Below are 15982 nucleotides of genomic sequence, written 5' to 3'. Positions count from 1 at the left end.
TTTCGATGGGGGATGGCGGCGGAGGCGTCTCCACTGGGGCGGGTTTTTCGGCCGGGGCCTGGCTCTGCGGTGCAGCTTGCGGCGCGCGCTCCGGCCCGGCGGATGGCCGGGCGGGCTGGCTTTGCGGCTGCGGCTGGGCAGGCGCCGGGGCGGCGATGGGCGGAAGCTGGATCGTCGGCGCGACGACCGGCGGCGGCGTCACCGTGGTGGGCGCGCCACGAAACACGTCCAGTTCCGGCCCCTGTGCATTGGGATTGGTCTGGGTCTGCGGCTGGGTGCGCGGGAGGTTGAAGACCGGATCGGCGCTATTTTCCTGCTGGGCGAAGGCAGGCGTAGCCAGCAGCAGCGGCGCGGCGAACAGAAGCGAGAAGCGGAACCCCATGGGTGGCAGCCAAGGCATCCGCCCAAGTGAACCCGCCATGAACGAAAGGCAAGAGAGGCGCGGCGATGACATCTGCCGTGCAATGGCGTAGATGGCCTGCCATGACTGACATGCCGACTCCACTTCATCTGGGCCAGGCCAGTGCCCTGCCTGCGCGTCCCGAAGACGCCGTACTCGACTATGTGCCCAATCCCCGGCCGGGAAAGCCCTATCTGGTGCGCTTCACCGCGCCGGAATTCACCTCGCTCTGCCCGGTGACGGGGCAGCCGGACTTCGCCCATCTGGTGATCGACTATGCGCCCGCCGCGACCATCGTCGAATCGAAGTCGCTGAAGCTGTTCCTGGGCTCCTTCCGCAACCATGCCGCCTTCCATGAGGATTGCACGGTCGGAATCGGGGAGAGGCTGTTCGCGGAGATGAACCCGATCTGGCTGCGCATCGGCGGATACTGGTATCCGCGCGGGGGCATTCCCATCGATGTGTTCTGGCAATCGGGCGAGCCGCCAGCGGGGCTATGGCTGCCGTCGCAGGATGTGCCGGGCTATCGCGGGCGGGGTTGAGCCTTTGTCGTCATGCCAGCGAAAGCTGGCATCTCAGGAGGCAATGCGTGACCGCGAGGCGAAGCTGGGCCTATATCATGACAAACAAGCCCCGTGGCGTGTTGTATGTAGGGATTACCACCAACCTTGCCGTTCGCGTCGATCAGCACCGTCGCGGCATGGGTTCGGATTTCTGTCGCAAATATAATCTGCATCGGCTGGTGCTGGCCGAGGAGCATGGCCGGGTCGATGACGCCATCGCCCGGGAGAAGGCGCTGAAGGCCTGGAAGCGGGATTGGAAGCTTCAGTTGATCGAGCAGAGCAATCCTGAGTGGCGGGATTTGTCCGACTTCATCGCGTAGCGGCCTGAGATCCCAGCTTTCGCTGGGATGACGAAGCTCTTTGTTTGACAAACGAACAACAACATTCGACCAACGACATCATCGGTGGGACGCCCGGCTTGACCGGTGAAGCGAAAGGGGCGATCCCCCTGTCATCCTGGCGCGAACCTTTTGCCGCGCCGTTCCAACCTGTCGGAGTTGCGAACCTCATGTCCTTTTCGAAGATCCTTCCGCTGATGCTGGCGGCCGCGCCGCTTGCCATGGCGATGCCGGCGCTGGCGCAGACGGCGCCTGCCGGACCCGCCGCGGGCGTGACCACCCAATTGCCCCGTGGCGCCGCGCCAAGCCATTATGCCATCACCGTCACCCCCGATGCGGCCAATCTGAAGTTCACGGGCAAGACGACCATCGACGTCACCGTGACGCAGGCGATGCCTGCGCTGGTGCTGAACGCCGCCGACCTGACGGTGAGCAGCGTCACCCTGACTCCCGCAAAGGGCAAGGCGGTAAAGGGAACCGCGAAGATCGACGCCGCCGCGCAGACCGTCACCTTCGACTTCGGCAAGCCGGTCCAGCCGGGCAGCTACAAGCTTGCCATCGACTATGCGGGGATCATCAACACGCAGGCGAACGGCCTGTTCGCGCTCGATTATACCGACAATGCGGGTCAGGCGAAGCGCGCCCTCTTCACCCAGTTCGAGGCGCCCGACGCCCGCCGTTTCGTGCCGAGCTTCGACGAGCCGAGCTACAAGGCGACGTTCGACCTTTCCGCCGTCATCCCCGCCGACCAGCTTGCGGTCAGCAACATGCCGGTCAAGGGCAGCAGCGACGCCGGATCGGGGAAGAAGCTGGTGACTTTCGGCACCAGCCCCAAAATGTCCTCCTATCTGCTGTTCTTCGGTCTGGGCGAACTGGAGCGCGCCACCAAACAGGCGGGCGCGACCGAGGTCGGGGTGATCACCGGCAAGGGGAATACGGGCAAGGCGCAACTCGCGCTCGATGCCTCGGCGGCGATCCTGCCTTATTATAACGACTATTTCGGCGTGCCCTTCCCGCTGCCCAAGCTGGACAATGTCGCCGGGCCGGGACAGAGCCAGTTCTTCTCCGCCATGGAGAATTGGGGCGCGATCTTCACCTTCGAACGCGCGCTGCTGGTCGATCCGCGCTTCACGTCGGAAAGCACGCGGCGGACCATCTATTCCATCGTCGCGCATGAAATGGCGCACCAGTGGTTCGGCGATCTCGTCACCATGGCCTGGTGGGACGACCTCTGGCTGAACGAGGGTTTCGCAAGCTGGATGGCGACCAAGGTCACGGACAAGCTGAACCCCGAATGGGAAATGCTGCTTTCCCGCGTCAATGGCCGCGAGCGGGCGATGAGCCTCGATTCGCTGGCGACGACCCACCCGATCCTCCAGAAGATCCACACCGTCGATGAGGTGAACCAGGCGTTCGACGACATCACCTATGAAAAGGGTGAGGCGGTCATCACCATGCTGGAGGGCTTTGCCGGGGAGGATGCGTGGCGATCGGGCATCCGCGCCTATATGAAGCAGCATGCCTATGGGAACACCGTGACCGACGATTTGTGGAAGGCGGTCGAAGGCGCGGGCGCCAAGGGCGTGGTGGGCATCGCGCATGATTTCACCAGCCAGCCGGGCATTCCGCTGGTGAAGGTGGACAGCGCCCAGTGCCAGGGCGGTTCGACCATCCTGTCGCTTTCGCAGGGCGAGTTCAGCCGCGACCGCAAGGACAAGACGCCGCTCAAATGGAATGTGCCGGTGATGGCGCAGGCTATCGGTCAAGCGGGCGGCGGGGCGCAGCAGCGGCTGATCCTCAATGGCTCGGCGCAGGTCACGCTGCCGGGCTGCGGCGCCTATATCATCAATGCGGGGCAGACGGGCTATTATCGCTCGCTCTATCCGGAGGCGAATGTGAAGGCCCTTGCGAAGGACTTCACCAAGCTCGCCTCCATGGACCAGATCGGCCTGCTGGCGGACAATTTCCAGCTTGGCCTGGGCGGCTATCAGCCCATGGGACTGGCCCTCGACCTGATTGACGCCGTGCCCGCGACGGCCAGCCCCGCCGTGCTGGCGGAGGTGCCGGACTATCTCGACAGCGCCCATATGATGCTGGAGAGCGACAAGGCCGCGCAGGCGCGGGTGGCCGCCTATGCCTCGAAGAAGCTGAGCCCCGTGTTGGCGACCGTCGGTTTCGACGCCAGGCCGGGCGAGAATCCGCAGGTGCCGGTCCTGCGGTCGGCGCTGGTGTCGACGCTGGGCGGCATGGGCGACCAGGCCGTGGTGGCGGAGGCGAACAGGCGCTTCGCCGCGCTGGCCGGCAACCCGGCGGCGCTGGACGGGCCGTTGCGCAATGTCTGGCTGCGGATCATTGCCGAGAATGCCGACGCCGCGACCTGGGACAGGCTGCGCGCCATGGCCAATGGGGCGAAGACGGACCTCGAAAAGAGCACGGTGTTCGCGCTGCTGGGCGTCGCCAAGGATGAGGCGCTGGCGAAGAAGGCGCTGGACCTCGCCATGACGGACGAGCCGGGCAAGACGACCAGCGCGGCGATCATCTCCGCCGTGGGCGGGGAGCATTCGATGCTTGCCGTCGACTATGTACTGGCGCACCGCCAGCAATATGAGGCGATGATCGACGTGTCGGCCCGGAGCCAGGCGATTGCGCGGCTGGGCGGCAACTCCGCCGATCCGGCGATGGTGACGAAGCTGGACGCCTATGCGACCCAATATCTGACGCCGGAATCGCGCAAGGTGGTGGATCGCTCCATCGCCGCGATCAAGACGCGGATCGAGACGCGGGCGCGGCTGAAGCCTGCGCTGCTCGCCTGGTTCGCCAGGAAGTGAGACGGGGGGCGGTGGAGCGATCCACCGCCTTTTTTTGGTCCTCCCCATCTTTCGATGGGGAGGAATTCTTACAGCAACCGCCGCTCGAACGCGCCGCGTTCCAGTTCCTCCCGGAAATCGGGATGGGCGATCCCGATCAGCGCGCGGGCGCGTTCCGACAGCGTCTTGCCCTTCAGGTCGACCCAGCCATGTTCGGTGACGACGATGTGGGTGTCGGTGCGCGGCGTCGTGACGGGGCCGTCGAGCCATGGCACGATCCGCGAGACCGTCCCCTTCGCCGCCGTCGAGTGGCAGGCGATGATCGACCGGCCGCCCTTCGACGCATAGGCGCCGCGCACGAAATCGAGCTGGCCGCCGGTGCCGCTATATTGGCGGCCGTTCATATATTCGGAGTTGCAGGCGCCGCTGAGGTCCACCTGAATGGTGGCGTTGACTGAAATCACCCTGTCGTTCTGCGCGATGATGTGCGGCGCGTTCACATGCTCGACCGGATGCGCCTCCAGCGCCGGATTGTCGTGCAGGAAGTCGTAAAGGCCCTGGTCGCCCATGGCGAAGGTGAAGACCGAGCGGCCGGGATGGATTTTCTTGCCGCTGTTGTCGACCACGCCGGCCTTGATCAGGCCGACGAGGCCGGGCGTGAGCAGTTCGGTATGGATGCCGAGGTTCCGATGATCCATCAGCGCCGCGCAGACCGCGTCCGGCACGGCGCCGATGCCCATTTGCAGGCAGGCGCCGTCCTCCACCATGCCGGCGATGATCGCGCCGATGGCATCGTCATTGGGCGTGCGCGGAAGGGGCGGAATCTGCACCAGGGGGACATGGTTTTCCACGATGGCCGTGACCGCCGAGAGCGGAATTTTGCAGTCGCCATGGACATAGGGCATGGCGGGATTGACCTCCACGATCAGCCGCGCGCCGCTGCGCGCGACCATCAGTGCGTAATCGGTGTTGGTGCCCAGGCTGAAGCAGCCGTCGGCATCCATGGGCGAAACGGTGACGAACAGCGTATCGACGCGCAGATGCTCGGTCAGGATGCGCGGTATCTGGTGGAATTGCACCGGAAGGGTTTCGACCAGGCCTTGCGCGCTGCCGGCGCGCAGGGCGTCGTTCCCCCGTTCGACGCCACCGTGGAACAGGCTGACATGGCGGATGCGGTCGTGAAGGTCGGGCGCGAGGATGGACTCGCTGGCCGCGGCGCAGGCGAGCATGCAGTAAAGCGTGCCGCCGGTGAGATCGCCCGAGCGGACGCGGACGGCCAGCGCATCCATCAGCGCGGGCGGGTAGCTGACGCCGAGACCGACGACCATCTTCGCGCCGTCCGGGACCAGTGCGGCCGCCTCAGCCGCCGACATGGTCCTGGCGCGATATTTTTCTGTGATGGACATCCTTCTCTCCCCGGCTTTCGGGGGATTGTCGCGCCGTTGGCGCGGGAGTGCAATGGCGACGAAAGTAGGGGGGCGTCTTGCTTGCACGCCCCCTGCGCAAGCCGGGGAAGCTTTCAGCGGGCGAGGCCGAGCGCCCGGACGATGTCGTCCCATGCGACCAGCTTGAAATTCTGGGCCGCCGTTGCATTGTGGCCGTCCTGCGCCACGAACAGCCCGCCGGGATAGTCCGGCCCGAAATCGCCCAGCATCAGGTCGATGCCGTCGGTTTCCTCCGACCCGCCTATGGCGCCGTCGACCACGCGGAAGCGGCCGGCATAGCTGTCGTCGCTCAGGCGATAGGCGACATAGGCATTGTCCCCCTGGCTGGAGACGAGGACATAGCCGTCCTTCTCGCCCATCGGCGCGATGGCGACGCCTTCGGCATCCATGACGAGGTTCCTGCCGTCCGCCGCGGCGATCCTGGCGGGCGTCGCGGACCCGCCGGCGCGGGCATCGAAGCGCCAGAGGCCGACATCCTCCTCCGCCACATAGGCCATGCCGGTGCGGTCATCCACCGCGCATCCCTCCGCCTGGGAGCCAAGCTTCAAGGTCCGGACGATGCTGCCCCTGGGCGTGGCGTCGGACATGTCGAGCGCGATCTGGTTCACCGTGCCGTCCTTCAGCACGACGAAGGCGTAGGTCGCGCTCGCCGCGCGATAGAGGCAGACGCCATAGGCTTCGCCCCGCCCGGCATCGACCTTGCCGAGCGCCGAGAGTTTCGCGGTGGCGGGATCGAGGCGGAACAGGGCCAGCTTCGCATGGGCAAGGTCGTTGCGATCGCTGGCGGCCACCAATATGCCGCTTTGACCGGCGATCCCCACGCCGTCCCGCAGGTCGACATTGTTGACCCGGCCCGCGTCGAGAAAGTCGCGGGTCTTGCCGTCCAGCCCATAGACATAGAGCCCCGCCTTCTTGTCGGTGCCCACGATCAGGCTTTGCCCTGGATCGGCGGCGTTGCGCCAGATCGCCGGATCGTCCGCCGCGTCGGCATTGGGGGTGCCGACGGGGGCGGTTTCCCCGCGCGCGGTGACGGTCGCGGCTGGAGTGGCGTTGGCGATGCGCTGGGCCAGCGGGCGTTCGGGCGCTGGCGCGGCGCAAGCGGCGAGCAGAAGAGTCGCGCAAAGGGCGACGGATAAAGGTCTCGTCATGAAGTTCCCCCGTTCGCGGCGCCTCTTGGACGCGCTTCATGACGATGATGTGACAGGCCCAGCCGGAATATCGCCCGGCATGTCACTGTTCTGTCACCATAATTTCACGCGATTGTATTCCCGGCGATCTAGGTGCCCCGCCAAGCCTATTCGACAAGGCCGTTCCAACAGGGGGATCATATGCAGCATAGTTTCATCCGGCGGCGCGCCGGCGTGCCGTCCGTTCGTCTGGCTTTGGCCTGCGGCATTGCCGGTTGGGCCCTGGCGTCGACCCAAGCCATGGCGCAGGCTCCTGCCGCGGAAGAGGATATGGGAGCGATCGTCGTCACCGGCACCCGCCCGATCGCTGAATCCGAAGCCGCCGCGCTGGAAATCCAGAAGAACTGGGACTCGCTGGTCACGGTCGCCGCGTCGGATTCCGTGGGCCGCCTGCCCGACCAGAACATCGCCCAGGCCGCCAGCCGCCTGCCGGGCATCAGCGTCGAGCGCGACCAGGGTCAGGCCCGCTACATCAACCTGCGCGGCGCGCCCAAGACCTGGACCACCCTGTCGTTCGACGGCATCAATGTGGTGAGCCCCGAGGGCCGCGACGCCCGCTTCGATTCCATCCCGTCCGCCATTGCCGGCAAGATCATCGTGTCCAAGGCGGTGACGCCCGACATGCCAGGCGAGACGGTCGCGGGCAATGTGAACGTCATCACCCGTTCGGCCTTCGACTATGACGGCTTCCATCTGGCGGGGAAGGGCGGCCTTGGCTTTGCCGAACTGGGCGACAAGAAGGAATATGAAGGCGCGCTGGTCGTTTCCGACCGATTCCAGACGGGCATCGGTGAAATCGGCGTGCTGCTGTCGGGCAGCTATTATGAGCGCAACATGGTCACGGACAATTTCGAGACCGACTATGAGCGGGTGTCGCAGGACCAGCGCCCCGGCAACGCCACCCGCTTCTGGGCGCATGAGGCGGAGAACAAGCTGTACCGCCTGACCCGCAAGAACTGGTCGGTTTCGGGCCGGGTCGACTGGAAACCGGACGAGGCCAACAGCATTTCGCTGCGGTCGGTCTACACCATCTTCACCGACGATGAAGCGCGGGACAATTACCGCTTCGACCTGGACGACCGCCAGTCGGACCTGTCGAACGGCTCGGCCGCCTGTCCGACCGCGGTGAACACCATGCCGACCACCACCGGCTATGCGGATGTCTGCATCGGCAACACGCCGCAGAAGGGCACGATCTATGGCATCGACATCCGCCAGCGCTCGACCCTGCGCGCTTTCCGCCAGTCGATCTTCACCAACACGCTGGCGGGCGATCATGAATTTGCCGATGGCTGGAAGCTGAGCTGGGTCGGCAACTACACCGAATCCAAGGACGACCGATCGATCGTCGGCGAAGCGACCTGGGACAGCCCCAGCACGCGCACGCTGCGGCCGACCGTGGCCTATGACTTCAGCGATCCCAATCTTTCGCGCCTAACGCTCTACCGCACGCTGCAACTCGCCAGCCCGACGCGCTACACGGCGGGCGCGCAGGTCACGGCGGTCGACGATTTCACCAAGCCGCTTTCAGGCTTCACCGTGCTGGATGCGGTCGACACGACCAAGGCCTATACCGGCCGCCTGGTCCTGGCGCGCGAACTGGAGCATGCGACATTGAAGGCGGGGTTCCAGTATGACCGCCGCACCAAGACCGCCGACGAGCAGCAGATCACGCTGAATGCCGCGCAGGCCGCGACCGTCCTGCCGACCGACTACAACCAGTTCTCGATCGACCAGAAGTTCCTGGGCAAGATCCCCATGGGCTACACCTTCCGCTATTTCGATACCGACAAGATGCGGGCGGCTTCCGAAGCGGCGCGGGCGGCTTATGCCTTCGCACCCAACACCGGAAACAACTACAGGGTACGGGAAGAGGTGCTCGCCGGCTTCCTGATGGGCACTGTCCACTACGACTGGGGCTCGGTCGTGGGCGGCGTGCGTGTCGAGCATGTCAAGAACCATGGCTTTGCGATCGCCACGGTCACGCCTGTCAGCGGACCGGCGGTTTCCACGCCGGAAACGCGGGAATCCAGCCAGACGCTGGCATTCCCCAGCCTGCACATCAATTACAATATCGACGACAGCAAGAAGCTGCGCTTCTCCTTCAACAGCGGTGCGGCGCGCGCCGATTATGATCAGATGCGGCCGAACTTCGTCGTGAACGACAGCGACCGCGTGATTTCGGGCGGCAACCCCGATGTGAAGCCGGAACGGGCCTATGGCGTCGATACCTATTTCGAATGGTATGTGAAGCCTCAGGGCTATTTGATGGTCGGCCTGTTCTACAAGCATGTCGAGGACGTGCTGTATAATCAGCGGCGCACCTATGGCCTGACCGACCTCAATTCCGGCGGGATCGACCGCTCCGACTATGGCTATAGCCGTATCACCAATGGCGGTTCGGGCCGCATCTATGGCATGGAAGCCGCCGCGCAGTTCCAGCTCGAGCCCTGGACGGAGAATCTGGGTCTTCCTTCCTTCATGGGCGGCTTCGGTATTTCGGCCAATCTTACCCTCAATGACAGCAAGGTCGAAAAGCCTGCCGTCGAGGGCATTCCGGCGCGCAAAGTGCGCCTGCCGGGCACGTCCGACTTCGTCTACAATATCGGCGGATATTATGAGAAATACGGCCTGTCGATCCGCCTGCAATATCAGAACCGCAGCAAATGGCTGGACACGGTTTCCGATACGCTGGCGGACGCTGGCGACACTTATTGGGACTCGGACGACGAGCTGGATTTCTCGGCGCGCTATGCGATCACGAAGAATTTCGAGATTTACTTCGACGCCTCGAACCTGCTCAACCATCCCGGCCGCCGCTTCTCCGACCCGGGCAGCCTGCTGCGTGCCAGCGGCGTGCAGGCGCCCGACAGCAGCAACCAGACGATCGAGTGGGAACGCTTCGGCCGTCGCTATACGGGCGGCATCCGGTTCAACTTCTGATCCAGCGGAGGCTTGAGGGAGAGGGGGCTGCCTTGAGGCGGCCCCCCCTATTCTGTCATCCCGGTTCCCATGGGCGGGGGTAAGCTTCACCCCAAGGGGGCACTCGCCCACCGCCGCAACCGCGCATACAGCGCTGTGATGATGCCGAAGAAGGCAATCACCGAAAGCACCACGGCCCACGGATTTTCCCCCACAAGCGCCATGGGCGCGTCGCTGTCCGTCGCCGCGACGATCCCTGCGAAGGCGACACCGAACAGGCTTTCCCCGACGATGAAGCCGGTCGCCATCAGCACGCCCATGCGCTCGGCAAATTCGGGGTTGGACTGGCGCAGCGCCCAGCGATTGTAGAGATGCCCGATCACCGCGCCGACCGGGATCAGCAGGGTGAGCGCCATCGGCAGATAAATGCCCATGCCGACGGCCAGGGGCGGCAGGCGCAGCTTGCCCGCCTTGCCCAGCAGTTCGTCAATGGCGACCACCAGCACGCCGATGCCTGCGCCGAAGCCGATCAGGCCCCAGTCGAGATCGCCGCCCAGCACGCCCTTCGCCAGGGCGGAGATCAGCGCGGCCTGCGGGGCGGGGAGGGCGGTCGCCTTGGCGCCCGGCGCGCCCGCGAAGCCGAAGGCGCTGTTGAGGAGGTCCAGTACGGGCGGGATCACCAGGGCGCCGAAGATCACGCCCAGCACCAGCGCGATCTGCTGCTTCCACGGCGTCGCGCCGACAAGCTGGCCGGTCTTCAGGTCCTGGAGATTGTCGTTGGAAATGGTTGCGACGCCAAAGACGATGGCGGTCACGAACAGCGCATAGGCGATCAGCGCCTGCGCCTGTTTCGGGTCGCCGCCCGATCCGTAGATCGCCGCCAGTATCAGCGAGGCGCCCAGCACCGCCAGAATGCCGACGCCGGAAATCGGGCTGTTCGACGCGCCGATCAGCCCCGCCATATAGCCGCAGACCGAGGCGATGACGATGCCTGCCACCAGGATATAGGCCAGCGTCAGCACGATGATCGGCACCGGGTTGGCCGCGATCGGCCCGCCCTGCGCGAAGATCCACAGCAGCACCGCGATCGGCAGCAGCGAAGCGATTATGGTGCCGCCGACGATGCCGATGGGAAGGTCGCGTTCCGTAAGGTCGAGCAGGCCGGCATTGCCCGATTTGCGGAGCTTCGCCGCGGCTATGGCCGACCGGATGCCGCTGACGATCGGTCCCAATATCTTGAGCAGGGTCCAGATCGCCGCGATGCCGATGGTGCCGGCGCCGATGAAGCGCGCTTTCATCCGAAAGGTGGTGCCGACCAGATCGGCCAGATCGGCGCCGGCCGCGAGCGGCGCGGTGAGATAGGGGACAAGCCCGACCCAGCTGATCAGCAGGCCGAAGAACATGGCGATGCCGACCGACAGGCCGACCAGATGCCCGACGCCGATCAGCGCCATGGAAAAGCTGGTGGAGACGCTGGACGCGCCCGCGCCGAATTTGAAGAAGGTCGCGGCCTCCTCCGCGATCAGCTTCGTCTTGGCGAGGATGGCGAAGGCTGCGGCGGCGATCGAGCTGGCGACGATGGCGGCCAGGCCGCGCCTGTTCTCCTCCAGCCCCTCGCGCGATCCCGCGCCGACCTTCAGCACTTCGGCGGCAGCTACGCCCTCGGGATAGGGCAGGTCGGACCCCGTCACCAGCGCCCGGCGCAGCGGCACCGAATACATGACGCCCAATATGCCGCCCAGCGCGATGGTGAAGGCGCTCAGCCAATAGGGGAAACCCTGCCACCAGCCGATGATGACCAGGCCGGGCAGCACGAAGATGATGGCCGACAGCGTGCCCGCCGCCGACGCGATGGTCTGCACTATGTTGTTTTCAAGGATCGTGCCGGTCGCGAACAGCCGCAGCACGGCCATGGAAATGACGGCCGCGGGGATGGAGGTGGCGAAGGTCAGCCCGATCTTCAGGCCCAGATAGACGTTGGCCGCCGTGAACAGCAGGGTGATGAGCGCGCCCAATATGACGCCGCGAAGCGTCAGCTCCGCCATGGGGGCCGCCTTGGCCGAATCACTTGTCACTCGTCTGTCCCCTTGCCTGCGGCTGTTTTATCAGCGTCCGGTAATAATGTTGCTTGGCCTTGGATCAATCGGAAAGTGCGCGCAGAGGCGTCAGGAGGAGGCGCCGGGCTTCAGGTCGGCTGCGGCGGCGGCATCCAGATAGGCGTCGACCAGCCGCGTCCAGAGCGTATAGCCGCGCGGGTTCATATGCAGCCCGTCGGGTCGGAACAGCGACGCATCGGGCAGGCCATCCGGGGCGAGCAGCACGCGACCGACATCCAGATAATCGAAGCGGCTCACCCGCGCCCGTGCCGCGACCGTCATGTTCACCGCGGCCATTTTCGGCCACAGCGTCCAGCGGATCGGGCTGGGCTTCAGGGACAGATAGGCGATATGCGCCTTGGGATAGTCGGATCGGAGTTGCCTGAGCAGGGTCAGGACGTTGTTCGCGACCTCGGCCGGGGTGGCGCCTGCTGCCAGGTCGTTTTCCCCGACATAGACGAGGATGGAGCGCGGCTTCGCCTTGGGCAGCAGGCGCTTGTAATAATGCAGCACATCCGGCGTGGTCGCGCCGCCGAAGCCCCGGTTGACGGTGCTGATGTCGGGGAAGCTGCCGCTTATGTCCCACAGGCGGATGCTGGAGCTGCCCAGGAACAGGGTGGCGTCGGTGATCGGAGGACCGGCCTCATTGGCCCTGGCGAATGCCTCGATCTCGCGCGAGAAGGGAAAGCTGGGGTCGGGATTGACCTTCAGCGCCGGCGCCTGCGTGGCGGCGTGCAGCAGGCCGCCGGACCCCAGCAGCAGGGCAAGGCCGATCAGCGCCCGGCCCGCCTTGAGGCCGCGCCTAGTGCCGATGCAGCGGGCGGAGCTGATATTTGCCGTTCGCATAGGTGCCGAACATGCCGGAAATGGCGGGATGGTCGACAGGTTCCTCACTGTCGTCCGCGACCAGATTCTGCTGGCTGACATAGGCGACATAGCTGCTTTCGCCATTTTCAGCGAGCAGATGGTAGAAGGGCTGATGCTTGTCCGGCCGGATGTCCTCGGGAATGGCCTGATACCATTCCTCGCTATTGGCGAAGACCGGATCGATGTCGAACACGACGCCACGAAAACCGAAGAGGCGGTGCTGCACCACGTCCCCAATGCTGAAGCGGGCGTGGACGATCGGCGGGGGGGTCACATCGGGTCCGAAAATCTGAATCATATCGTTCATATGACGCAATTTAGGATGCTTGCGGTGCGAAACAAGAAAAATGCTCGTCGCTGCTTGGCAAGGGTGAAATCATTCGCTAATGGCCGCCGCTCGACCGGAACGGCATGCGCCGGACCTTCTGCGGAGAGGTGGCAGAGTGGTCGAATGCACCGCACTCGAAATGCGGCGTGCCGGCAACGGTACCGAGGGTTCGAATCCCTCCCTCTCCGCCAACTACCCTCGCCAATTGGTACCAGCTGTGGCCAGAATCCCCGGTTCTCAGCGACTTATGGCGATCATTCCTCTCCAATCATCACCACCGATATTCGGTTGATGCCACCCTAGTGGGGGTAGCGGTCGGGGTATGATGCCTCGGGTATGGGGGTATTGTAGAGGACAGCAGCGCGTGTGCTGATTCCGCGTCGCCGCCACTGGCTGCTCCCGCACGGCTGAGCAACTTTCGCCAATCAATGTCAAACGATCGCATCTGCGCTGGGGGTGATTGAGCCCAGCGAAGAGCTGAGCCTAGCTGGTCTGAATCCTGCGCAATCGCAGGCTGTTGAGGAAAATTAGTTCAATGTTGACGGACGCACAGTGCCGGGCTGCTAAGGGCAAGGACAAAGCATACAAGCTGGCGGACACCGGGGGGCTATACTTGCATGTTTCGCCGACGGGCCACCGGTCGTGGCGTCTTAAATATAGGTACGGCGGCAAGGAGAGGCTGCGCACATTGGGCACCTATCCAGAGTTGGGCCTCCGGGATGCTCGCGAGCAGCGGGATGCGGACAAGCGCCTACTCAGGGAGGGGAAGGATCCCAACACTGAAGCGAAGCGCGTCGTGCTCGCCAATCGTCTGGCTGCGACTGACACGTTCGAGCTGCTCGCCCGCGAATGGTATGCAAAGCAGACGCCGCGCTGGAAGCCCGTCCATGCCAAGGACGTCATCGAGAGCCTTGAACGGGATGTGTTCGGTGACCTTGGTGCGCTGCCCGCAACCTCCATCGATACGGCCCATATCCAAGCCACACTTAAGAAGGTCGAAGATCGCGGCGCCATAGAGACGGCGCACAGGTTGCGCCAACGCATCTCAGCCATTTTCGTTTATGGCATCGGTGAAAAGCGTGTCACTGCCGATCCTGCAGCACCTCTCGCGAAAATCCTCAAGGCCAAGCCGCCAACGCGTCGGTGGCCAGCCGAGACTCAGATCAGAAAGGTGCGTGAGGTGCTGAAGATCGTGGAAGAGGCAGAGGTGACGCCAATTGTGAAGCTGGCGTCTCGCTTTCTGGCTCTTACCGCCCAGCGGCCAGGCATGATCCGCTGGCTGCGTTGGGAAGAGATCCACGACTGCAATTTGGAAGCTGACCAAAATCGAGATGCGATCTGGATCGTGCCTGCCGAAAAAATGAAGCAGGAGATCACGCAACGGCAGGATGACAGCTTCGATCACCCTGTGCCGCTTTCGCCTGCTGCAGTTGATGTTCTGCGAGAAGCCTGGAAGTTTAGCGCTGATAGCAAATACGTTTTTCCGGGCCAGCATTCTATTCAGAAGCCGCTGAGCGAAAATGCTCTGAGCTATCTATATCTACGCGAGGGCCTTCGCCGTCGCCACGTTCCGCACGGCTGGAGGTCGGCCTTTAGCACGATAATGAACGAGTGGGTCATTGAGAATGGTGGGCCGCGTGACCCCATGATCGTTGACCTGATGCTTGCACACATCCCGACGGGCATCAGCGCCAGCGAACTTCGTTACAATCGCGCAGGCTATATAGAGCGCCGGCGTAAACTCGCGACGATCTGGTCCGAGATGTTGCTAGAAGGCGCAAAGCCGGCCCAGGACATCGTCCAGGGCCGGCGGCGACGCAAGATTTGAGCGATCAGGCCCGGCGCGAGCGGCGGCAGCTCATCACCCAAGCCATAACTTCCGCTTCGACCCACATTTTGCTTCCGCCAATATAGAAGGGATCGGGGAAGCCGTTGAGCTTGGCGTAGCGGGTCGCGCTGGTCTGGCTGCAGTTGAGCAAGGCCGCGATCTGTTTGAGGCGAATGAACTTCTGTATGGTATGCGACATGGTGTCCCCCTTTTTAATGAGGACAGACTGGTTCGCTTTGGATCAGCTGAAAACCGGCATTATTGATTTGGAACGCGGATCACGCGACCCGCGCTGCAAGGATGGTTCGCACCGTGGCTGATGAGGGTGGCCGATACCTTCTAGGATCAACATCGTGGGTAGCTGGGAATTCCTTAAATACGCAATTGACGAAGCGCACAAATGGTGAAGGCATGCCGTTTTTGGCGTCACGTCCCGAGGGTTTGCGTGCGAACACGCGCTCGTAGATCTCAGCGAGATCTCTGACGAAAGCATCACGCTCATGATCCGCTCGGTTGCCGCCGACCATCACGCTCATGCCTTCCCGCTGCATCTCCTCATTGATCCGTTCATAGTTCCTCAGGATATTGTCAGCCTCGTTGTACAGTCCGGCAAGTGAAAGGCCGTGCTGCCATCGACCATCTGAGAGAGGATTGTCGTCACGCTTCGGTATTGTCTGCAGCATAAATTCGGCCGGAGGTACAAATCGGGCCCAGCGTCCGTGAACGGCTAGCGCCATATGATGTAGCGCTCTGCCTCTCAGCTGCTCGTAGTAGCCGGTTTCACGATCATGCTTGACCAGCTGATCAGTCAGTTGGTCAGCAGCCAGTGTGATGGTGGCAGCGGCGTCACGGATCTGCCGGATCAACGCGAGAAAGCCCGTCTCTTCCAGTCTCTCGTGGCCGCTCTCGATGGAAAGGAGATAGGCCAGGCACGACCAAGCCAGATCAGCATGACCTACCTTCCCGATGAGGTCAGCAGCACTTTGCGTTATAGCGACCTTACGGTTGGGGCTCTTCCGCCCCGGTACGCCGGCACCGAAGGCGGCTAAAGCAAAATCTCTATCAAATATCATCTTGGCAGTTGCGGGGTCTACGACCCTCTTGCGGAGTTCGTAGGCTGTCGGTGCGTGCAGTGGCTTCTGTGAAGGCATGGTTTCCTCGCCGTAATCGGGGAGGCCCAATTACGGCGACGAACGTAAAT

At 63.7% G+C, this 15982-nt stretch carries 12 protein-coding genes, 1 tRNA gene and 1 pseudogene; 6 read left to right on the top strand and 8 right to left on the bottom strand.

Annotation, left to right across the window (positions count from 1 at the left end):
* Positions 1–382: pseudogene (locus K7W03_RS16685) on the bottom strand (hypothetical protein); the annotation flags it as partial.
* Between the two features lie 101 nt (positions 383–483).
* On the opposite strand from K7W03_RS16685, the gene queF reads away from it, so the two are divergent.
* The 3 genes from queF to K7W03_RS16670 all read left to right on the top strand — a co-directional run bounded on the left by queF (position 484) and on the right by K7W03_RS16670 (position 4129).
* Positions 484–942 (top strand): preQ(1) synthase, encoded by a 459-nt coding sequence (gene queF, locus K7W03_RS16680; RefSeq protein WP_025549356.1) that lies wholly within the window; start codon positions 484–486, stop codon positions 940–942.
* 77 nt (positions 943–1019) lie between these two features.
* Positions 1020–1283 (top strand): GIY-YIG nuclease family protein, encoded by a 264-nt coding sequence (locus K7W03_RS16675; RefSeq protein ID WP_037482640.1) that lies wholly within the window; start codon positions 1020–1022, stop codon positions 1281–1283.
* A gap of 188 nt (positions 1284–1471) precedes the next feature.
* A complete protein-coding gene (locus tag K7W03_RS16670) occupies positions 1472–4129 on the top strand; it encodes a M1 family metallopeptidase (protein WP_222886840.1) in 2658 nt (885 codons plus the stop codon).
* A 68-nt stretch (positions 4130–4197) separates the two neighbouring features.
* Here K7W03_RS16670 and K7W03_RS16665 read toward each other — a convergent pair whose 3' ends face one another.
* Positions 4198–5514 carry an acetyl-CoA hydrolase/transferase family protein gene (locus tag K7W03_RS16665; RefSeq protein ID WP_222886839.1) on the bottom strand — a complete coding sequence of 439 codons (1317 nt, stop codon included), beginning with the start codon at positions 5512–5514 and terminating at the stop codon, positions 4198–4200.
* Positions 5515–5627: 113 nt separating this feature from the next.
* Positions 5628–6701, bottom strand: a complete 1074-nt coding sequence (locus K7W03_RS16660) for a phytase (RefSeq protein WP_222886838.1) — start codon at positions 6699–6701, stop codon at positions 5628–5630.
* 180 nt (positions 6702–6881) lie between these two features.
* On the opposite strand from K7W03_RS16660, the gene K7W03_RS16655 reads away from it, so the two are divergent.
* The gene (locus K7W03_RS16655; RefSeq protein ID WP_222886837.1) at positions 6882–9683 is read left to right on the top strand and encodes a TonB-dependent receptor; all 2802 of its coding nucleotides are present in this window, start codon (positions 6882–6884) and stop codon (positions 9681–9683) included.
* Between the two features lie 86 nt (positions 9684–9769).
* On the opposite strand, the gene K7W03_RS16650 is transcribed toward K7W03_RS16655, so the two are convergent.
* The 3 genes from K7W03_RS16650 to hspQ form a co-directional block, all read right to left on the bottom strand.
* Positions 9770–11707, bottom strand: coding sequence for an OPT family oligopeptide transporter (locus tag K7W03_RS16650; protein WP_226870236.1), 1938 nt, complete (start codon positions 11705–11707; stop codon positions 9770–9772).
* A gap of 120 nt (positions 11708–11827) precedes the next feature.
* On the bottom strand, positions 11828–12604 hold the full coding sequence (locus tag K7W03_RS16645; RefSeq protein ID WP_222886835.1) for a GDSL-type esterase/lipase family protein: 777 nt from the start codon (positions 12602–12604) through the stop codon (positions 11828–11830).
* The gene (hspQ, locus tag K7W03_RS16640) at positions 12561–12932 is read right to left on the bottom strand and encodes a heat shock protein HspQ (protein WP_025549362.1); all 372 of its coding nucleotides are present in this window, start codon (positions 12930–12932) and stop codon (positions 12561–12563) included. The genes K7W03_RS16645 and hspQ overlap by 44 nt, the downstream gene beginning before the upstream one ends.
* Positions 12933–13054: 122 nt before the next feature.
* Here hspQ and K7W03_RS16635 point away from each other — a divergent pair.
* Together K7W03_RS16635 and K7W03_RS16630 are read left to right on the top strand one after the other, a co-directional pair.
* Positions 13055–13144 (top strand) — tRNA-Ser (locus K7W03_RS16635).
* Between the two features lie 344 nt (positions 13145–13488).
* Positions 13489–14781 (top strand): tyrosine-type recombinase/integrase, encoded by a 1293-nt coding sequence (locus K7W03_RS16630; RefSeq protein ID WP_031286278.1) that lies wholly within the window; start codon positions 13489–13491, stop codon positions 14779–14781.
* Between the two features lie 4 nt (positions 14782–14785).
* On the opposite strand, the gene K7W03_RS16625 is transcribed toward K7W03_RS16630, so the two are convergent.
* Both K7W03_RS16625 and K7W03_RS16620 read right to left on the bottom strand, forming a co-directional pair.
* Entirely contained in the window at positions 14786–14980 is a 195-nt protein-coding gene (locus tag K7W03_RS16625; RefSeq protein ID WP_020819346.1) for a helix-turn-helix transcriptional regulator, read from the bottom strand.
* A gap of 79 nt (positions 14981–15059) precedes the next feature.
* Positions 15060–15854, bottom strand: a complete 795-nt coding sequence (locus K7W03_RS16620; RefSeq protein ID WP_037445258.1) for a hypothetical protein — start codon at positions 15852–15854, stop codon at positions 15060–15062.
* Positions 15855–15982 lie beyond the last annotated feature (128 nt).

The organism is Sphingobium sp. PNB (assembly GCF_019873065.1).
In the GTDB taxonomy this organism is placed as follows: Bacteria; Pseudomonadota; Alphaproteobacteria; order Sphingomonadales; family Sphingomonadaceae; genus Sphingobium; species Sphingobium fuliginis.
The sequence above is the reverse complement of the archived record's forward strand: the minus strand, read 5'-3'. Positions and strand labels throughout refer to the sequence as shown.